Genomic DNA, 19,148 nt, shown 5'->3' on the forward strand with positions numbered 1-19,148 from the left:
CCGTCCGCGTCCCGGTTGTGTCCGTCCCGGGCGTCCATCTGCACCCTGAAGTGCCGATACGGCATTTCGCGCGGAACAAGAAGAGAGGGACTCTCCCTCAGGCAGCTTGGGGAGGGGGCCCCGGTGCCGGTCGGGTCAGGGTTTCGAGGCTTCGCAGGGTTACTAAAATCCTCCTATGGTGACCCTTTCCCCCGAAACCCCCGGAAACGAGACGCTCCGGCGCCGTTTCCGTGTGCACGACGAGCGTCAGCTCTCCGCGCGCACCACCTTGCTGGAAGCGGACGACACCGAGACCGGCGACCCCGTCCGTGTGGAGTTGTTCGACGTCGGCGGCACGGACGGAGCGGACCTGACCAAGGGCTTCCGGGAGCGCCTGCGGGCCTTCGAGGAACTCGACCACCCGGTCCTCTCTCCCGTCCTGTCCGGGGGGATGCGCGAGGGCACCGCGTACGCGGTCACCGAGCCCCACCACGGTGCCTGGGTGGACGACCTGATCGGTGAGCGCTTCCAGGAGAGGGTCTCCCGCCGAGAGGCGCTCGACATCGTCGACGTCCTGCTTGAAGCGCTCGAGGTCCTGCACGGACAGGACCTGGTCCACGGGCACATCGGACCCCGGACCGTCACCCTGGCCGACGACGGCGGTGTCGGCCTCCTGCTCCTGGCCGCGCCGACCGGCCCGGGCCAGGGCGGGGCCGTCTTCGGCCCTCAGGACGACGTCGCCGCCATCGCCGCCCTGTTGGAGGCCATGGTCGCCGGGGACGCCACAGCGGACGCCGGGGATTCCCACGCTGGCCGCGACGCCGTGGGCAGGGCGATCAGCGCCCTGGTGGCCCGGGGAAGCGACCCCGACCCCCGGCAACGTCCGGCCGACGCGGTCGAGTACCGCGCCCTGCTCGGTCAGACCGTCCGATCCCTGCCCCCGGCCGAGGGCAGGCACGTGGCACGTGCGGCCCCCGCCGAACGGGGAGCCGCCGAAGGCACGCCGCCGCGCCGCCGCGCGCTGCTGTGGGCCGCCCTGGCTCTCGTCGTCGCCCTGGTCGGGGGAGCGGCGCTGTGGGCCGTCACCCAGCAGGGCGCCGAGCCCGGCGGCGCGCTCATGCCCGACCTGGTCGGGCTCTCCCCAGAAGAGGCATCCGACCTTCTGGCGGAACTACCGGTCGCCCTGGAGGTCACCTACAGGGACGTACGCAGCGACGACGTCGAGGCCGGGCTGGTCACCGCCTCCAGTCCGGAGAGCGGTCACGAGCTGGTGGAGGGGGCCGCCGTTCGGCTGTCGGTGGCGGCGGGACCGCTGACCGTCCTGATGCCCGAGGTGGTCGGTTCCCTGGAACAGGACGCGCGCGAGGCCCTGGAAGAGGAAGGGTTCACCGACGTCGAGGTCGTGCAGGAACCGTCCGAGGGCCTGCCCGCCGGAACGGTCACCGAGAGTGACCCACAGGAGGGCGAGACCGTTCCCCACGACGCCGCCGTGGTGCTCACCGTCGTGGAGGGCGTCACTGTTCCCGACCTGGTCGGCAGTTCCGAACAGGAGGCCGTCGACACGCTGGCCGAACTCGGCCTGGAGTCCCGGGTCGAGGAGGCCGCTGGGTCCGAGCGGCCCTCGGGCGAGGTCGAGAACCACACCCCCGGTCCGGGGGCCGTGGTCGAGGAGGGCGCACTCGTGGTGCTCGCGGTCTCCGCGGGGCCGACGGAGGACGAGGAGGACGCCGCGCAGGAGGAGGACACGGGTACCGAGGACGATCGCGAGGAGGGGCAGGCCGCCGCTCCGCCGGCCCAGGAGCACTCCGAGGAGCCCCGGCAGGAGGAGCAGGAGCAGCCCGCTCCCTGTACCTCCGGCAGCTGGTCCGAGGGCGCCACCTACCCGGAGGGCGCCCGTGTCGTGCACGAGGGCAAGGAGTACGAAGCCGCGTGGTGGAACTCGGAGAGCTCTCCCTCGGAGTCCAACGAGTGGGGTCCGTGGCGCCCGGTCACCTCGTGTTGACGGCTCCTGGTTCGTGCGCCCCGAGTGCCCGGCCGCGCTCAGAAGTCCATGGAGGTCTCGGCGGCCATCCCGGCATGGCGCCTGCCCGCCCGGACCCGGGACAGGTGCAGGTGGCGGCCGAGTCGGATGAGCGGCCGGATCAGCAGTTCCAGGCTGCCAGCGAGGAAGCACCAGATTCCCGCGGTCATCAGTTCCTGGAAGAAGAACATGATGCTGCCCGCGATGAACCACAGCGCGATCAGGACGTCGTTGAGGATGCTGAACACCTCGTAACGCCGTCGGATGACGAGTTCTCGGTGACCGACGCGCACGGTCAGAGGCTGGTCGGGATCGCGGTCGCGCATGTGCGGTTCCTCCGGGTCCGGGGTCCTGGCTCCATCCGCCATCATGCGGTCGCGAACCCGCTGCCGCCGCTTACCCGTGTCCTGCGGCGCGTTGCCCGGAGACGGTCTCCCTGGGCCGAGTCACGGTGAACCAGTTCTCTGCGCTGGGGGATTGACCTTCCCTGGGCCTGTCGCCCCCTCCTGCTTCGGCGGGAGGGGGCTTTTCGTGCGTGGCCACTCCTGGGCCTCGATCGACAGGTCCGGCCCGATCCGCCGCTTCGCGCGAAACCGTTTCTGGTTCGGTGCGTCGCTCATGGAGGTCGCCGTCAACCCTCCTCCCGCGCTCGGCGCTCCTTCTTGGAGTGACGCCGCGACTTGGTCCGGTTCCCGCACACCCGCATCGAGCACCAGCGGCGGCTCTGGTTCCGGGACCCGTCCCAGAACACCCACAGGCAGGTGTGCTCGGCGCACCTCTTGAGTCGGGCCACATCCCCGGTCGTCACCAGTCGCACCCAGTCCAGGGCCAGCGCGGCGCACGCCGCGCGCACCGGGCCGAGCTCCGGGTTTGGAACGAGGGCCCGTCGGCCGGGGGAGAGGCTGGCCAGGAGCGGGAGTCCGGCCAGGAGTGTGTCGGCCCGGGCGAGCGCGTGCGGATCCGCGTCGGGGCCGTCCAGCGCGGCGCGCAGCCCGGCGCGCAGGTCCAGGAACGCCCGGTGGTCGGCCTCGTCGGCGCGGGTTCCGCCGCCGACCAGCCCCTGATCACGGAGCCAGTGCGTCAGCTCCTCGGGGGTGGACAGATCGTCGCGGCCGCTCTCCAGATCGAAGGTGTTGGTGAACAGCTCGACGCGCTCGGCGGCTGGTGGTCGTTCCATGGCCCCTCCCGTAGGTAACTGGTGTGCCAAGGTTATCGGTTGGTTGCCTCTTACTGGATCAACCTCTCTGTCGCGGTCGTGCATTCCGGGATACTATCCATCAAACGGCTTAAGGTGGTTAGTTATGACGCAGCTCCTGACTGCGCGCCCCCGGACCGACACGCGCAACACCGGCGTGCTGGTCGTCTTCACCGCGCTCACCAACCTCGCTGACGGTGTGCTCAAGGTGGCCCTGCCCCTGGTCGCCACCACCCTGACCACGTCGCCCGGGATGATCGCGGCGGTCGCGACCGTGCTCACGCTGCCCTGGCTGCTCACCTCGCTGCACGTGGGCGTGCTGGTGGACCGCTTCGACCGGCGCGCGCTGCTGCTGGCGGCCAACCTCGTGCGGGTGGCCACGATGGCCGGAACGGCCGTCGCCCTGCTCACGGGCGCGCTCTCGCTTCCCCTGCTTTACGCCGCTGCCGCGCTGATGGGGGTGGCCGAGGTCGTGGCGACCACCGCGTCGGTCGCCCTGGTCCCCTCGGCCGTGACGCCCCCTGGGCGCGAGCAGGCCAACGCGTGGATGGCCGGAGCCGAGACCGCGTGCGGGGAGTTCACCGGCCCCTTCGTCGGCGGAGTGCTGGTGGCGGTCGGCGCCGGGCTGGCCCTGGGGGTCACGGGAGCCGCGTACGTGGTCGGAATGCTGGTGCTGCTGTTCCTGGTGGGACGCTTCGCGCCGAACCCGGGGGGAGAGCGGCCGGTCGGCTCGGTGCACGGGCGCATCGGTGAGGGGCTGGCCTACCTGTGGCGGCAGCCCATGCTGCGCGGGATGGCCCTGCTGCTCACCGTGCTGTGCGCCTGCTGGGGCGCCTGGTTGGCCCTCATGCCTCTGGTGGCGACGGACCTGCTGGACCTGAGCGCCGCCGAGTACGGCGCGCTGATGAGCGCCCTCGGTGCCGGCGGCATCGTCGGCGCGCTCACCGTGGGCTGGGTGAACCGGCTGCTGGGGCGGCGCTGGGCGATGTTCGCGGACCTGCTGGGCACCGCCGCGATGATGGCCGCCCCCGTCCTGAGCTCGAACGTGTGGGTGGTGGGCGCGGCCGCGTTCCTCGGCGGCATGGGCGGGACCCTGTGGGCCGTCAACACCCGCACCATCACCCAGAGGATGGTTACCGGTGCGATGCTGGGCCGGTTCAGCGCCGTGTTCCGCCTGTTCGGCTGGGGTGCGATGCCGTTGGGTGCGGCGCTGGTGGGTGTGCTCGCGGAGGTGGTCGGGGTGCGGGCGGCCTTCGGGGTCTTCGCCGTGGCGGCCCTACTGGCGGTCGTCCCCTTCCTGCGCGTGGTCACCCCCGCCGCCCTGGCCGCCGTGCCCCGGCACTGATGCCGCGGTGGTGCCGGGCATCGCGGTCGCCCTCGGGTTCAGCCCTGGGCCACGGGGAGGTCGATGCGCAGCTGTTCGTCCTCCGCAGGCGCCTCGCGGCCCGCGTCCCGGGGTGTCCCGGGTCTGTTTAGGCCGTACCTGGCCGCGACCTCGCGGACGGCCGTGGTGACGATCCGCTGGTAGGAGTCGGAGGCGTAGGAACCGCGCCCGTAGAGCTCGCGGTAGAGCGGCAGCAGGCGCGGGTGCTCCCGGGTCAGCCAGGCCCGGTACCACTCGCGCGCGCCCGGGCGCAGGTGCAGCACGACGGGGGACACGCGGGTGGCCCCGGCCTCGGCGATGGCGGCGACGGTCGCCTCGATCTGCTCCGCTGAGTCGGTGAGCCCGGGCAGGATCGGGGCCATCAGCACCGAGCACTCCAGTCCGCGCTCGCTCAGCGCGCGGACCACGCCCAGGCGGGCGCGGGGGCTCGGGGTCCCGGGCTCCACGGTGCGCCAGACACCGGTGTCCACGGAGCCCACGGACACCGCCAAGCCGACCCGGGTGACCCGTGCGGCCTGTTCCAGGAGGGGGAGGTCGCGCAGGACCAGGGTCCCCTTGGTGAGGATCGAGAACGGGTTGGCGGTGTCGCGGAGCGCCGCGATGATCTCCGGCATCAGCCGGTAGCGGCCCTCGGCTCGCTGGTAGGGGTCGGTGTTGGTGCCCATCGCGATGTGCTCGCCGCGCCAGGAGGGGCGGGCGAGTTCGGCGCGCAGCCGTTCGGCGGCGTTGACCTTGACCAGGATGCGGGTGTCGAAGTCGCGGCCGCTGTCCAGGTCGAGGTACTCGTGGGTGCGTCTGGCGAAGCAGTACACGCAGGCGTGCGAACAGCCCCGGTAGGGGTTGATGGTCCACCGGAACATGGGGTCGTCTCCGGGCACGCGGTTGATGATGCTGCGGGCCCGGATCTCGATGGCCACCGCCTCGCCGTCCTGTCCGGCCAGCACCGGCCCGGGCGCGGGCGCGCCCAGACCGGCCCGCCCGGTGCCGCGTTCGGGTGGCGGCGGTGCGGGTTCGAACAGTGACTCCTGCCCGGTGTCCTTGGTTCCCTCTCGGAGGTTCTCCCAGCGCATGGGGTCAATTCGAACATGTCTTCGAACGCCTGTCCAGTGGTGCGGTGGGGTTGTGGATCACGTTCGGTGGGACCCGAGGCGTCGAGCGGCTACCGGGCCTGACTCCGGGTGAGGTGTTCGGGGGTCCACCGCTCCACTCCGCGCCCCCGGCTGTCCTGGAAGTCGGGGACGGTCTCCTCCGGGTCCACCAGGATGATCCGGTGGCCGGTGTCGATGAGCTTGGCGGCCATCGCGGCTGACGTGCGGCGGGCCACGGGCAGCACCTCGTCGACCCGACTCATGTCGAACACCACCGGGTGGGTGGAGGGCGGGTTCCCGACCAGCTCGTGCACCAGGGCCTCGATGCTGCTGAGCACCATGTCGCCCTGGAGCACGTAGACCGTCGCCGGTTCCCCGTCGACGATCTCCTTGCGGGTCTCGCGCAGCGACGAACGGGCGGGTCTGCCAGCCTCCATCAGGTGCAGCCCCAGATCCTCCGACATACGCTCCATCATGGCCACGCCGCGTGCGCTGTTGCCGTGCGCGTCCAGGCGCGGGGAGAACACCGCCACCCCCACCTGTCCGGGCAGCACGCCGAGGATCCCCCCGGCCACGCCGCTCTTCGCGGGGATGCCCACGCTGGTGAGCCAGTCCCCGGCGGCGTCGTACATCCCGCAGGAGGTCATCACGCTCAGCAGGTGCCGGGTGGTGCGCCTGCTGAACAGCCGCTGGCCGGTGTTGGGCTGCACGCCGCCGTTGGCGAGCGTGCAGGCCATGAGCGCCAGGTCGCGCACGGTGACGTTGGCCGAACACTGGCGGACGTACCCGGCCACGGCGGCGGCGGGGTCCTGGCCCAGGCGTCCGGAGGCGTGCAGGAGGTAGGCGAGCCCGAGGTTGCGGTCGCCGGTCTCCAGTTCGGAGGCGGCCAGCCCCTCGTCGATCACCACCGGTCGTTGCGCGAGGTCGGAGAAGAGGCCGAGGACGCGCTCGACGGCCGGGCGTTCGTCGTCGCGGACCAGTGTGTGGGTGGCGATGGCCCCGGCGTTGATCATCGGGTTGCGGGGCCTGCCGGTCTCCGGATCCAGGGACAGTTCGTTGAAGGCCTCGCCACTGGGCTCCACCCCGACGCGGTCGAGGACGAACTCCAGGCCGTGGTCCTCGATCGCCAGCGCGTAGGCGAAGGGTTTGGACATCGACTGGATGCTGAACTCGTGGTCGGCGTCCCCGCTCGCGTAGACGGTTCCGTTCACCGTGCACAGCGCCACCGCGACCCGGTCCGGATCGGCGGTGGCCAGTTCCGGGATGTAGTCGGCCCGTGCGCCCGAGAGCACGTCGTCGGTGTCGCCGATGATGGCGTCGAGGTAGTCGAGGATCGGTGAGCGCAACAAAGGTTCCCCCGTCTTCTCCGGCCGGTCTCGCGATGTGAGTCGCCTCACGGTTCTCCCCAGCTCACCATGCCCACAACCCTCCTGATCTCGGCCTAAGAAGCAAGGTGAACCGCGCTTCAAGAATTCCGTTCAACGTTTGTTAACAGTGGTCGACTCCTGTTTTGTTGATGAAATATTTCAGCATTGCAGATTTCCTTTGTGGGCTATTCTCCAATGGTTCCGGAATTCCCTGCCGTCCGATCCGGGGCGGTTTCCGCGGCCGCACCCGGCTGCGGAAAGCACGCACCACACGCGAAAGAGAAGCCCCATGCCCACCTCCGCACGCTCCCACCCCCTCCGGCGCCGTCACGCCCTCACCACGGTCGCCGCCGTCTCGGCGCTGGCCCTCGCCCTGACCGGCTGCGGAACCGAGGGGGACGAGGGTTCCACCGGGCCCGAACGGGAGGCCTACAGGATCGGCGTCGTGGGTGAGAACGAGACCCACCGGCTGCTGGCGCAGCTGGCCGAGGAGGAGCTGGGCCACGAGGTCGAACTGGTCAACTTCACCGACTACAACCAGCCCAACCCGGCGCTGTCCAGCGGCGACCTGGACGCCAACTGGTTCCAGCACATCGCTTACCTGGCCGACTACAACGTCGCCTCCGGGGACGACCTGACCCCGGTCGGACCCACCGAGATCGTCCCCCTCTCCCTGTTCTCGGAGGAGTACGACTCGATCGAGGACTTCCAGGAGGGCGACGAGATCGCCGTTCCCAACGACGCCGTGAACCAGGGCCGCGCCATCAACGTGCTGGTCCTGGCCGGGCTGGTGGAACTCACCGGGGACTCCCCGCAACCGCAGCCCCGTGACGTCGACGAGGACGCCTCCACCGTCACGGTCACGCCGCTGTCGGCCGAGCAGACGGTCAACGCCCTTCAGTCCGTGCAGGGGTCGGTCATCAACAACAGCTTCCTGAACGACGCCGGGATCGACCCGACCTCCGCCCTGTTCGGTGACGACCCCGAGGACCCCGCCGCGTTCCCGTTCGTCAACGCCTTCGTGGTGCGCGACGAGGACCGCGACGACGAGGCCCTGGCCGCGATCGCCGCGCTCTACCACGACGAGCGGGTTGTGGAGATCGCCTCGGAGCTGTCCGAGGGCACCTCCGTCCCCGCCGACGTCGACGTCGAGGAGCTGCGCACGGCCCTGGCCGAGTACGAGGCGGCCATCGGCGACGGAGCCTGAGACGTGGGCTCGGAACACCCCGGCGGCGCCCGGCCGCCGGAGACACCGCTGATCGAGTTCCGGGGCGTCACGCGCACCTTCGGTGAGGGGGAACGGGCCGTGACCGCGGTCGACGACGTGTCCCTGCGCGTCCACCGTGGTGAGGTCCTCGGCGTCATCGGCTTCTCCGGCGCGGGCAAGTCCACGCTGATCCGCCTGGTCAACGGGCTGGAGAAGCCCACCTCGGGCTCCGTCCACGTGCTGGGCCAGGAGATCTCCGCCCTCCCCGAACGACGGCTCACCAAGGTCCGCTCCCGCATCGGGATGGTCTTCCAGCAGTTCAACCTGTTCGGGTCCCGCGACGTGGCCGGGAACGTGGCCTATCCGCTGCGGATCGCCGGGTGGAACCGGCGTCGGCGCGGGCACAGGGTGGGCGAGCTCCTCGAGTTCGTCGGGCTGACGGACAAGGCCGACCAGTACCCCGAACAGCTCTCCGGCGGGCAGAAACAGCGCGTGGGGATCGCCCGCGCGCTGGCCGCCGAGCCGGACATCCTGCTCGCTGACGAGTCCACCTCGGCCCTGGATCCCGCCACCACCGCCGAGGTCCTCGCCCTGCTGCGGCGGGCCAACGAGGAGCTGGGCATCACCATCGTGGCCATCACCCACGAGATGGAGGTCATCCGTGCCATCGCCGACCGGGTGGCCGTGATGGACCGGGGTCGGATCGTGGAAACCGGATCGGTCCACGACCTCTTCTCCAACCCGTACTCCGGGGAGGAGCCCGGGTTCGTCGCGTCCGCGCTGAAGGGGCGGCCCACCCCCGAGGACGTGGAGCGGATCAGGAAGGGCACGTCCGGGCGGCTGGTCACGGTGTCGCTGAAGGACTCCGTGGCGGTCGGCTCCGTGCTGGGCCGCGCGGACCGCCTGGGCGCCAGTTTCGAGATCGTGCACGGCGGGATGAGCACCACCAAGGACTCGTCCTACGGCCTGGTGACCCTGGCGGTCGGCGGACCGGCCGAAGCCGCGGAGCGCCTGATCGCGGAACTGGCCGCCGCCAGCCCGGTACAGGAGGTGGACTGATGTTCGAGACCTACCGTGACCTGGACTGGGAGTACTACGGGCCCACCCTGGTCCGGGCGATGTTCGACACGCTGTACATGGTCGGTTGGGCGTTCCTGATCGGTGGCCTGGCCGGTCTGGTGATCGGGCTCGCGCTGTACACCACGCGCGAGGGCGGGCTGTTCGCCAACCGGCCGGTCTGGCACCTGACCAACGTCCTGGTGAACCTGGTCCGCCCCGTCCCGTTCGTCATCCTCATCGCCGCGCTGCAACCGGTCACCATCCAGGTGGTCGGCAGCGGTATCGGAAACGACGCGGTCGTCTTCGTCATGATCTGCGCGTCCAGTTTCGCGATCGCCCGCATCGTGGAGCAGAACCTGGTCTCGGTCGACCCTGGGGTGATCGAGGCGGCCCGTTCCATGGGTGCCTCCCGCAGCCGTGTCGTCCTCACCGTGCTGCTGCCCGAGGCGCTGGGACCGCTCATCCTCGGCTACACGTTCGTGGTCATCGCGATCACCGACATGTCCGCCCTGGCGGGCATCATCGGCGGGGGAGGGATCGGCAACTTCGCGATCGTCGAGGGCTACAACCGGTTCCGCCCCGAGGTCACGTGGCTGGCCGTACTCGTGGTCATCGTCTTCGTGCAGACGTTGCAGGTGGTGGGCAACAGGCTGGCCCGCCGGGTGATGCGCCGCTAGGGCCGACCCTGGTCACCTCACGTCGGCGCGGAGGCCCCGGCTGGTGAGGGTGTCCGGCAAGAGCGATCGTCACCACCCGCGCCCCGGAGCTGCCACCCAGGCCCGTGGTGCGGGCAGCCCGCCCATGCCAGGAAGGGCAGGGCCGTGTGCCTCTTCCGGAGCGGTCAGACGGACAAGGAACGCTACTCCAGTCCCGGGTTCACCACGGAGGCCGACCTCGACGACGAGGGCGGCCTGTGGCCCACGGCCTACGCCGTGACCGAGCTGGGCGAACGGGCGGAGCAGACCATCGCCGAACTGGTCAGGAAGGCCGTGAGCTGAACCGGGGCGGCGACGCGCCCCTCACGCTCTCCGTGCGCCCAGCGCCCTGAGCAGGTAGGGGAGCAGGCGCTCGGCGATGTCAGCGCCGGGGGTGGCGGCGTGGCCGCCGCCCGTCTCCGGGGGCACGAGGAAGGTGTGGCTGACCATCGGGCCGATGACCAGCTCCGCGACCACCAGGGGGTCCTCCACCTCGGGGATCTCCCGGCGCTCGACCGCACGGTCGAGCAGGGCGAGCACCCGGCCCTGGAGGGGGATCACGAAGGCGTCGAAGAGCACGTCGGCCAGGGCCCGGTTGTGGGCGGCCTCGCCCAGCACCGCACGCAGCAGACGGCCGGAGGGGCCCTCCAGCGCGGCGGCCTTGTCCCGGAGCAGCACACCGAGGTCGGCGGCGAGGCTTCCGTGGTCGTGGTCGGGGCCCAGGTTCTCCGCCCAGGCCCGGGCGGCCCCCACCACCAGGTCCTCCTTGGAGCGCCAACGGCGATAGAGGGTGGCGGTGGAGACCCCCGCCCGACGTGCGACGGCTGCGGTGGTCAGCCCGCTGTAGCCGTGCAGCTGGAGTTCGGTGAGGGTGGCGTCCATCAGCGCGCGATCCCGGCTGGCGTCGCGGGGCCGTCCCCTTGGAGCGGAACCAGCGGACGCCTCCGGCAGATGGTCCGTCGTCATACCCGAATCGTATGCGAGAGGGCACTTGGAAACGAAACGTTTTCGTTTATTCTTGGGCCATGGCTCACACGAACGCCTCCGAACCGCTCACGCTCATCACCGAGATCCCCCAGATCGTGGCCCGGCTGCGTGCCACCTTCGACAGCGGGCGTACCAAGCCGCTCTCCTGGCGTCGCGCCCAGCTGCGCGCGCTGCGCCGTCTGCTCACCGAAGAGCGCCCCACCCTGGAGAAGGCGCTCCGCTCCGACCTGGGCAAGCCCCCCGTGGAGGCGCACACCACCGAGATCGGGTTCGTGGTCAACGAGATCGACCACACCCTGAGACACCTGGCCTCCTGGCTGCGCCCCCAGCGGGTGCCCGTCCCGATGGCCCTGGCCCCCGCCAAGGCCCGCCGCGTCCGCGAGCCCCTGGGCGCGGTGCTGATCATCAGCCCGTGGAACTACCCCGTCAACCTGGCCCTGTCCCCGCTGGTCGGGGCGATCGCCGCCGGCAACTCGGCCGTGGTCAAGCCCTCCGAGCTCTCCCCGGCCACCTCGGCGGCGCTGGCCGACCTGATCCCGCGCTACCTGGACAGCCAGGCCGTCGCCGTGGTCGAGGGCGGTGTCGCCGAGAGCACCGCCCTCCTGGAGCAGCGCTTCGACCACATCTTCTACACCGGGAACTCGGCGGTGGCCCGGATCGTCATGGCCGCGGCGGTCAAACACCTGACCCCCCTCACCCTGGAGCTGGGCGGCAAGAGCCCGGCGGTGGTCGAGCCCGGCGTGGACCTGGCCACCACGGCCCGCCGTCTGGCCTGGGGCAAGTTCACCAACGCGGGGCAGACCTGTGTGGCCCCGGACTACGTGCTGGCCATCGGTGACACGGCGGACAGGCTCCAGAGGGAGCTGGCCGCCGCCATCACCGAGATGTTCGGTTCCGACCCCGCTCAGAGCGCGGACTACGGGCGCATCGTCAACGAACGCCACTTCGACCGGCTCAGCGCCCTGCTGGAGAGCGGCAAGGTCGTCGCGGGCGGGAGCACCGACCGTGGGGACCTCTACATCGCCCCCACGGTGCTGGCCGACGTGGACCCGGACTCGCCCGTGATGGCCGAGGAGATCTTCGGGCCGATCCTGCCGGTCGTGCGGGTGCCCGATCTGGACGCGGCGATCCGGTTCGTCAACGAACGCGACAAGCCGCTGGCGCTGTACGGGTTCACCGACTCCGAGACCACCAAGCGCCGTCTGACCACCGAGACCTCCTCGGGCGGTCTGGGCTTCGGTCTGCCGATCGCGCACCTGGCCGTTCCGGAACTGCCCTTCGGGGGAGTGGGCGAGAGCGGCATGGGCGCCTACCACTCGGCTGCCTCCATCGACACCTTCTCGCACACCAAGGCGGTGCTCGACAAGTCGCTGCTGATGGACACCATGCGCGTGGCCTACGCGCCGATCAGCCAGGTCAAGGAGCGCATCCTGCGCCGGATGCTCTGAGCGGACTACCCGGACCGGGCGTCGGTGTGCGCGGTGCCCGGTTCGAGGTCGTCCCCGAACAGCTCGCTGACGGTCACGAAGTGGTAGCCCCGTTCGGTGAGGTCGTCCAGGAGGGCGGGGATCGCCTCCACGGTGGTCCCGTGGATGTCGTGGAACAGGATCACGCTGCCGTCGCCGACCCCGTCCAGGGCGATCTCGCGCATCCGCTCGCCGTCGCGGTGCTGCCAGTCCAGGGTGTCCACGTCCCACAGCACCATGGGGTGGGGGATCGTCTCGCGGGCGGTGTCGTCGAGCGCGCCGTAGGGCGGGCGCATGCTCCGGGGGCGTTCGCCGGTGACCTCGGCGACGGCGCGGTCGGTGCGGGCGAGGTCGTCCCTGATCTGGTCGTGGGAGAGCGTGGTGAGGTCGTCGTGCTTCCAGGTGTGGTTGCCGATCCCGTGGCCCTCCTCGGCCATGCGCCGGACCTCCTCGTGGTGGTCGCCGACCTTGGACCCGAGCAGGTAGAAGGTGGCCCTGGCGTCGTGCTCGGCCAGGGTGTCCAGGAGCGCGTCGGTGTACTCCCCGGGGCCGTCGTCGAAGGTCAGCGCCACGCACGCGACCTCGTCGCAGTCCGGAGCCTCCTCGGAGGGCGCGGCCGTCACCGGGTGCGCTGCTCCGAGCAGGAGGCCGGAGGTGATCAGTGTCGCCCCGGCGGCGCCAACGGTGACCCTGCGCGTCAAAGAGGTAACTTTCACGCGTCGAAATTTAGACGAATCAGACAACAGGTGCAATATGCGGCGCGTCTCAGGGGGTGGGGGTGACCAGGGAGACGCCGACCCGGAACGTCGAGGGCCCCGGTCGCCAGCGCGGCGACCGGGGCCCGTGCGGGACCGGTGGGTCAGTCGACCCGGGCGTCCGTGTGGGGCTGGCCCGGCTTCAGGCCGTCCTCACCGAAGATCTCGCTCACGGTCACGAAGTGGAACCCCTCGGCGTGCATGCCCTCCAGCACGTCCGGGATGGCGTCGACAGTGGACTTGTGGATGTCGTGGAACAGGACCACGCTGCCCGGCTTGGACTCGTCGAGCGCGTGCTTGGCCACCGCGCCGGTGTCCCGGTTCTGCCAGTCCATCGTGTCCACATCCCACAGGATGATGGGATGCTCGGTGGCATCGCTCACGGTGCTGTTCATCGCACCGTAGGGCGGGCGCAGGGTGGGCGGTGCCACCCCGGTCACCTCCTGGATCGCCTCGTCCGTGCGCTTCAGGTCCTCGGCCACCCCCTCGGCGGAGAGCGTGGTGAGGTCGTCGTGCTTCCAGGTGTGGTTGCCCATCTCATGGCCCTCGGCGTGCGTGCGCTCCACGATCTCGGGGAACTCGCCCACGAGGGAGCCCATCACGTAGAAGGTGGCCCTGGCGTCGTACTCGCCCAGGTGGTCCAGCAGTTCCTCGGTGTGCTCGCCCGGGCCGTCGTCGAAGGTCAGCGCCACGCACTTGAGGCGCTCACAGTCCAGACTGCTGCCCTCGGCAGTCAGGGTGCCGTCCAACGGGAAGTCCTCCGGGTCGGAGTTGGCTCCCACGGCGGCGCTCCGGGCGTGGTAACCGAGTTCGGAGAGGACCTCCTCGGTCTCCTCCGGCTCCACCGGTAGGAGGACCTCGCTCACCCGGCCCGCGCTCGGGACGTCGGACGGGTCGAGCCGCACGGCCAGACCGCCCGCTGTGCTGAAGGCCAGGTCGGCCAGCGGCGAGGCCGCCCAGCGTTCGGCGGCCTCCCAGGCCTGTTCCGGGTCGGTCAGATCGGCGTCACCGGCTGTGGGAGCCGCACCGTCCGTCCCGGCCTCCTCCCCGTTCTCCTCGGGGTGCGCCTCCGGTGACGCGGCCGGTTCGGAGGCCACGGCCGAGACGGAGTCCGGGTCGGCCTCCGCTCGCGTGGCGATCTCGCCCAGGAGCCCGGGCATCTGGTCGACGGAGAGCTGGTAACCGTCCTTGAGTACCTGGGCCACGGCCAGGTGCGCCGCCTCCAGGGAACCCTCGTCCCTGAAGAGCGAGGTCCAGGGCAGGACCTCGCCTGTGCCGGCGTCGTACCAAAGAGTCGATGTCTCGGTGCCGGCCCCGCGCACACCCGAGGTGAGGGCGGTCGTCCTGGCCCCGATCACGTCCTCGGAGGCGGCCAGCAGCTCCACGTCCTGGACCAGTTCGGGGCTGCCGTGGTCGGGCAGCTCCTCCAGGAACGCGGTCTGGCGTTCGGCCATCCCGGTGCGGATCTCCGCCGTCAGCGGATGGGACTCGCCCAGGATGGGATAGCGGTAGCTCACCGTGCTGTGGTCGTCCTGCACCGCCACCGTGCGCGTGACCAGCTTCTCCAGAGTGTCCGGAGAGAACTGGATCGCCTCGGCGTAGGGCAGGCTCTGTTCCGCGGAGTGGCAGCCCGGGACCAGTAGCAGACCCAGAGCGGCACTGACAGTGAGATTTCTTCGCAGTGAGGTGTCAGCCACGTGGGGACCATATCGAAGCCACACGCCCGCCAGGCGACCCCGGAGTGACGGAACGTGCTCGCAGGGTGACGAATTGCCCCTCTGTGGCCGGAAGGCGAATTTTGCGGACCCGGCCCGCGCTCGGGCGTGTCACCACCGCCCTCCCGGCCACCCCGGCACCACCGGGCCCCGCCGAACCTCAGCCCCCCTGGGGGGCCTCCGGGTCGGTTTCGGGGGTCGGGGCCGTCAGGGCCTCGGAGGCCACGACCGCCACGAGGGCGCGTGTGCGCGCCACGGTGTCGGTGTGCTCGGCAGGACGCCGGGTGTTGGGCAGGTGGACGTGCCCGGCAGCCACGTTCGAACCGGCCCGGTCCCGCAGCAGTGTGTTGCGGTAGGCGATCTCATTGGACAAATAGTCGCCGTCACCCCCCTTTCTGGAAGAGGAATCGGCGCTGGGCCCGTTCGGGCGTGTCACGGGAGTGTCACCGCCCTCGGGCACCTCGGTGACCTCGGTGTTGACGACCATCGCGGCCGGGCCGGTCGTCTCGGCGACGATCCGATCCAGCGGGAGGGAGGTGCGGGTCCACTCCGGGGCGTCCGGCCCGGGCACCGGGGCGCGTCCGGTCCGCGACACCCCGAGGTTGTCCGTGCCGCCGCCGCGCCACACCCCGTTCCAGACCTCGAGGTCGAACCGGCCGCGGCCACGGCTGAGCGTGATCACCGCGTCGGCCACCCCGTACTGGTCGGCCAGCGCCTCCTCGACGAGCCCCGCGTCGAAGTCGCCCCAGCGCACCGGGAACACGGCGGCGCGCACCACCGCGGTGCGCTCACCCACCGGGAAGGTCCACCCGTGCAGGTCCAGGGCGGCGGCGCCGGAGGGATTGGAGCAGCCCGGGTCCGTGTCCAGGTGGAAGGGGTCGAACCCGGTGACCACCACGCGCACCCACCTGTCGCCCGGGGGGAAGTCGAGGTCGGTGATGCCCCGGGAGGCGGTCTCACACAGGTGGAGCAGTCCGGCGCGCTCCGGTTCGGTCAGGGGGAAGGACGGCTCCCAGGCACGCAGCCGGGAACGCAGGACCAGTCGCGCCCAGTACAGGGGGCGGTCGTCGACCGGGCCGGGGCCGGTGCGGGTGGACTCGGTCCAGAGCCGCGAGGCGTGGGAGGCGACCACCTCCCGGGCCTGTCCGAGGTCGGTGCTCGCGCGCAGGTCCGCGGCGAACAGGGGGTCGGCGGCGCCGAAACCGGAGCGGGCCAGGATCTGGCGCGGCTCGGGACGGTCGGCGCGGGCCTCTTCGAGGGTGGTGTCGGGGTGCACGGGCCAGCTGTCTGGGTCGGGGACGGGGGAGCGGCTCCGCGATTCTAACGGTCCCCCACGACACTCCGCGCGGACCGGCGCCCGCCCAGGTGCGGGCCTCGGGGGGCCCGTTCGGGGCCCGGTCCAGGTGCGGGCGCCACGCCCCGCGATCCGGGCGCCGGGGGTGGACCGCCGGGCCCGGAGTTGGCAAGGTGTGTGATGACCGCCTCCCCTCTCAACGGAGAGAGAACACACATGCACACTGGTGCCCTCCCCGACACCGAGGTCCTCGCCGAACGCGCGCGGACCGCCCTGGAACGGTGCGGCGCGACCCGTCTGCCCGAACCCCTCGGGGCACCCGGTCAGGCCCGCTCGCCGATCACCGGTGGGACGCTCTTCCCGGTCGAGTTCGACACCCCCGCCTCCGCCGAGCGGGCGGTGGCCGAAGTCCACGGTTCCTTCACCTCCGTGTGGCGGGACACCCCCGCCCCGGTGCGCGGGCAGCTCGTCCACCGGCTCGGTGAGCTGCTGCGCGAGCACAAGGCCGACCTCGCCGAGCTCGTCACCATCGAGGCGGGCAAGATCCGTTCGGAGGCCCTGGGCGAGGTCCAGGAGATGATCGACGTCTGCGACTTCGCCGTGGGCCTGTCGCGCCAGCTCTACGGCCGCACCATGCCCTCCGAGCGCCCCGGTCACCGTTTGATGGAGACCTGGCATCCGTTGGGCGTGGTCGGCGTCATCACCGCCTTCAACTTCCCGGTCGCCGTGTGGTCCTGGAACACCTGTGTGGCGTTGGTGTGCGGTGACACCGTGGTGTGGAAGCCCTCCGAGCTCACCCCGTTGACGGCGTTGGGCTGTCACGGCCTGCTCATGCGCGCGGCCGCCGACGTCGGTGCCCCCGCAGACGTCCACCGGGTGGTCCTGGGCGGCGCTGAGGTCGGCGACGTGCTGGTGAACGACGAGCGGGTGGCGCTGGTCTCGGCGACCGGCTCCACCGCCATGGGTCGGACCGTGGCCCCGAAGGTGGCCGCCCGGATGGGCCGGTACCTCCTGGAGTTGGGTGGCAACAACGCCGCTGTCGTGGCGCCCTCGGCCGACCTGGACCTGGTGGTGCGCGGTAGCGTGTTCGCCGCGGCGGGGACCGCCGGACAGCGCTGCACCACGCTGCGCCGCCTGATCGTGCACGAGGACGTGGTCGACCAGGTGGTCGAGCGCGTGGTGGACGGCTACCAGCAGCTGCGCGAGCGGATCGGCGACCCCTACGACGAGGCGACCCTGGTGGGTCCGCTGGTGGGGGAGCGCGGGTACACGGGCATGCGTGAGGCGCTGGAGCAGGCCGGGGCCGACGGCGGCGACGTGCTGGTGGGCGGTGAGCGGAGGCTGGAGAAGGACGCCGACGGGGCCTTCTACGTCGAGCCCGCCGTGGTGCGCATGCCGGCGCAGACGGAGGTCGTGCGCACGGAGACCTTCGCGCCCATCCTCTACGTGCTCACCTACCGCACTCTGGAGGAGGCGGTGGAGCTGCACAACGGTGTTCCGCAGGGGTTGTCCTCGGCGATCTTCACCCAGGACCAGGCGGAGGCCGAGCGCTTCCTGTCGGCGGCGGGGTCCGACTGCGGCATCGTCAACGTCAACATCGGCACCTCGGGCGCCGAGATCGGCGGTGCCTTCGGCGGGGAGAAGGACACCGGCGGCGGCCGGGAGTCGGGTTCGGACTCCTGGAAGGCGTACATGCGCCGGGCCACCAACACGGTGAACTACGGCGGCGAGCTGCCGCTGGCCCAGGGTGTGCGCTTCCTGTAGGCGCTGGGCGAGTGGCGGGGCCCGGGTCCGTGGGACCCGGGCCCCGTGTGTTCCCGGGGTATGCGGGGTGCGTCCGCCCCACAACAGTTGTGGACAACACTGTTGTGCACAACCGTTTCCTGCTACCGTGGGCGGGACGACGAGGGGAGGAGTGACCATGGCGGGAACCGACGAGGGCGACCCCCTCGCCCTGGACCGGCAGCTGTGCTTCTCCCTCTACACGGCCTCCCGGGCCCTGACCGGGCTCTACCGGGAGATCCTGGCCGATATGGGACTCACCTACCCGCAGTACCTGGTGATGCTCGTGCTGTGGGAACGCGGGACCCTGCCGGTCAAGGAGCTCGGAATCGCCCTCAGCCTGGACTCGGGCACGCTCTCACCCCTGCTGCGCAGGATGGAGGGAGCCGGTCTGCTCACCCGCAGGCGCGGGCCCGAGGACGAACGGATCGTGCACGTCAGCGTCACCGACGAGGGCAGCCGCCTGCGCGAACTGGCCCAGGGAGTCCCCGACCAGGTCCTGCGCGCCACCGGCCTCCCGGTCGCCAGGATCGAGGAGCTCCGGGGCCTGCTCGACCACGTCACGCGTTCGGTGACCGGAGCCGCGGGCCGGACCTCCGTGCCCGACCCGGACCCGGACACCTGAGAACGCACCCGAACCACTCCACGACGACACACGCGGGCCCGGCCTCGCCGGGCCACAGAGAGGGATCGAACATGGCCTACAACGTTCTCTACACCGCCAACGCCAGTGTCACCGGCGAGGGCCGCAAGGGCACCGGCAAGACCGACGACGGCCGTCTGGGCGTCGACCTGTCCGTGCCCGCGGGCCTTGGCGGCGACGACGGCCTCGGCACCAACCCCGAGCAGCTCTTCGCCATCGGCTACGCCGCCTGCTTCCACGGCGCCCTGAAGAACGTCTCCCGCCAGGCCAAGGCCAAGGTCGACGGCTCCACCGTCGACTCCAAGGTGAGCCTCGGCAAGTCCGAGGAGGGCCTGGACATCGCCGTCGAGCTCGTCGTCACCATCCCCGGCCTGGAGCAGGACGAGGCGGAGAAGCTGGTCGAGGCCGCACACCAGATGTGCCCCTACTCCCGGGCCACCCGCGGCAACATCGAGGTCACCCTGACCACGAAGACCGCCTGAGGTCACAGTCAGACCCCACGGGGTCACACG

At 71.1% G+C, this 19,148-nt stretch carries 18 protein-coding genes; 10 read left to right on the forward strand and 8 right to left on the reverse strand.

What is annotated here, in order from left to right:
- The first annotated feature begins 175 nt into the window (after window positions 1-175).
- Window positions 176-1,981 carry a PASTA domain-containing protein gene (locus BDW27_RS21300; protein WP_110051318.1) on the forward strand — a complete coding sequence of 602 codons (1,806 nt, stop codon included), beginning with the start codon at window positions 176-178 and terminating at the stop codon, window positions 1,979-1,981.
- Between the two features lie 38 nt (window positions 1,982-2,019).
- Here the strand turns inward: BDW27_RS21300 and BDW27_RS21305 are convergent, their stop codons facing one another.
- Both BDW27_RS21305 and BDW27_RS21310 read right to left on the reverse strand, forming a co-directional pair.
- Complete coding sequence (locus BDW27_RS21305; protein WP_017543165.1) at window positions 2,020-2,325, reverse strand: YrhK family protein; 306 nt, start codon at window positions 2,323-2,325, stop codon at window positions 2,020-2,022.
- 305 nt (window positions 2,326-2,630) lie between these two features.
- Window positions 2,631-3,176: a CGNR zinc finger domain-containing protein gene (locus BDW27_RS21310; RefSeq protein WP_110051320.1), complete on the reverse strand. Its 546-nt coding sequence runs from the start codon at window positions 3,174-3,176 to the stop codon at window positions 2,631-2,633.
- Between the two features lie 124 nt (window positions 3,177-3,300).
- Here BDW27_RS21310 and BDW27_RS21315 point away from each other — a divergent pair, with 124 nt between their 5' ends.
- Window positions 3,301-4,539: an MFS transporter gene (locus tag BDW27_RS21315; protein ID WP_110051322.1), complete on the forward strand. Its 1,239-nt coding sequence runs from the start codon at window positions 3,301-3,303 to the stop codon at window positions 4,537-4,539.
- 38 nt (window positions 4,540-4,577) lie between these two features.
- On the opposite strand, the gene BDW27_RS21320 is transcribed toward BDW27_RS21315, so the two are convergent.
- Entirely contained in the window at window positions 4,578-5,648 is a 1,071-nt protein-coding gene (locus tag BDW27_RS21320; RefSeq protein WP_110051324.1) for an Rv2578c family radical SAM protein, read from the reverse strand.
- 89 nt (window positions 5,649-5,737) lie between these two features.
- Window positions 5,738-7,012 (reverse strand): glutaminase A, encoded by a 1,275-nt coding sequence (glsA, locus tag BDW27_RS21325; protein ID WP_110051325.1) that lies wholly within the window; start codon window positions 7,010-7,012, stop codon window positions 5,738-5,740.
- Window positions 7,013-7,322: 310 nt separating this feature from the next.
- Here glsA and BDW27_RS21330 point away from each other — a divergent pair, with 310 nt between their 5' ends.
- The 4 genes from BDW27_RS21330 to BDW27_RS21345 all read left to right on the forward strand — a co-directional run bounded on the left by BDW27_RS21330 (window position 7,323) and on the right by BDW27_RS21345 (window position 10,297).
- Entirely contained in the window at window positions 7,323-8,240 is a 918-nt protein-coding gene (locus tag BDW27_RS21330; RefSeq protein WP_110051327.1) for a MetQ/NlpA family ABC transporter substrate-binding protein, read from the forward strand.
- Window positions 8,241-8,243: 3 nt separating this feature from the next.
- On the forward strand, window positions 8,244-9,299 hold the full coding sequence (locus tag BDW27_RS21335; protein WP_110051329.1) for a methionine ABC transporter ATP-binding protein: 1,056 nt from the start codon (window positions 8,244-8,246) through the stop codon (window positions 9,297-9,299).
- The gene (locus BDW27_RS21340) at window positions 9,299-9,976 is read left to right on the forward strand and encodes a methionine ABC transporter permease (protein ID WP_110051331.1); all 678 of its coding nucleotides are present in this window, start codon (window positions 9,299-9,301) and stop codon (window positions 9,974-9,976) included. Before BDW27_RS21335 ends, BDW27_RS21340 begins: the two co-directional genes overlap by 1 nt.
- 144 nt (window positions 9,977-10,120) lie before the next feature.
- The gene (locus BDW27_RS21345) at window positions 10,121-10,297 is read left to right on the forward strand and encodes a hypothetical protein (protein ID WP_199560726.1); all 177 of its coding nucleotides are present in this window, start codon (window positions 10,121-10,123) and stop codon (window positions 10,295-10,297) included.
- Between the two features lie 21 nt (window positions 10,298-10,318).
- Here BDW27_RS21345 and BDW27_RS21350 read toward each other — a convergent pair whose 3' ends face one another.
- On the reverse strand, window positions 10,319-10,960 hold the full coding sequence (locus BDW27_RS21350; protein WP_199560727.1) for a TetR/AcrR family transcriptional regulator: 642 nt from the start codon (window positions 10,958-10,960) through the stop codon (window positions 10,319-10,321).
- Window positions 10,961-11,019: 59 nt separating this feature from the next.
- On the opposite strand from BDW27_RS21350, the gene BDW27_RS21355 reads away from it, so the two are divergent.
- Complete coding sequence (locus BDW27_RS21355; protein WP_110051335.1) at window positions 11,020-12,429, forward strand: aldehyde dehydrogenase family protein; 1,410 nt, start codon at window positions 11,020-11,022, stop codon at window positions 12,427-12,429.
- 5 nt (window positions 12,430-12,434) lie between these two features.
- Here the strand turns inward: BDW27_RS21355 and BDW27_RS21360 are convergent, their stop codons facing one another.
- The 3 genes from BDW27_RS21360 to BDW27_RS21370 all read right to left on the reverse strand — a co-directional run bounded on the left by BDW27_RS21360 (window position 12,435) and on the right by BDW27_RS21370 (window position 16,193).
- Entirely contained in the window at window positions 12,435-13,148 is a 714-nt protein-coding gene (locus BDW27_RS21360) for a polysaccharide deacetylase family protein (RefSeq protein WP_110051337.1), read from the reverse strand.
- Between the two features lie 158 nt (window positions 13,149-13,306).
- The gene (locus tag BDW27_RS21365; RefSeq protein ID WP_110051338.1) at window positions 13,307-14,899 is read right to left on the reverse strand and encodes a polysaccharide deacetylase family protein; all 1,593 of its coding nucleotides are present in this window, start codon (window positions 14,897-14,899) and stop codon (window positions 13,307-13,309) included.
- Between the two features lie 178 nt (window positions 14,900-15,077).
- Complete coding sequence (locus tag BDW27_RS21370) at window positions 15,078-16,193, reverse strand: pyroglutamyl peptidase (protein ID WP_110051340.1); 1,116 nt, start codon at window positions 16,191-16,193, stop codon at window positions 15,078-15,080.
- A 234-nt stretch (window positions 16,194-16,427) separates the two neighbouring features.
- On the opposite strand from BDW27_RS21370, the gene BDW27_RS21375 reads away from it, so the two are divergent.
- From BDW27_RS21375 to BDW27_RS21385, 3 genes are all read left to right on the forward strand, one after another.
- A complete protein-coding gene (locus BDW27_RS21375; protein ID WP_017543175.1) occupies window positions 16,428-17,975 on the forward strand; it encodes an aldehyde dehydrogenase family protein in 1,548 nt (515 codons plus the stop codon).
- Window positions 17,976-18,132: 157 nt separating this feature from the next.
- The gene (locus tag BDW27_RS21380; protein WP_017543176.1) at window positions 18,133-18,618 is read left to right on the forward strand and encodes a MarR family winged helix-turn-helix transcriptional regulator; all 486 of its coding nucleotides are present in this window, start codon (window positions 18,133-18,135) and stop codon (window positions 18,616-18,618) included.
- A 71-nt stretch (window positions 18,619-18,689) separates the two neighbouring features.
- The gene (locus BDW27_RS21385) at window positions 18,690-19,118 is read left to right on the forward strand and encodes an organic hydroperoxide resistance protein (RefSeq protein WP_110051342.1); all 429 of its coding nucleotides are present in this window, start codon (window positions 18,690-18,692) and stop codon (window positions 19,116-19,118) included.
- Window positions 19,119-19,148: the final 30 nt, after the last annotated feature.

It is taken from the genome of Nocardiopsis sp. L17-MgMaSL7, from assembly GCF_003182025.1.
GTDB lineage: Bacteria > Actinomycetota > Actinomycetes > Streptosporangiales > Streptosporangiaceae > Nocardiopsis > Nocardiopsis prasina.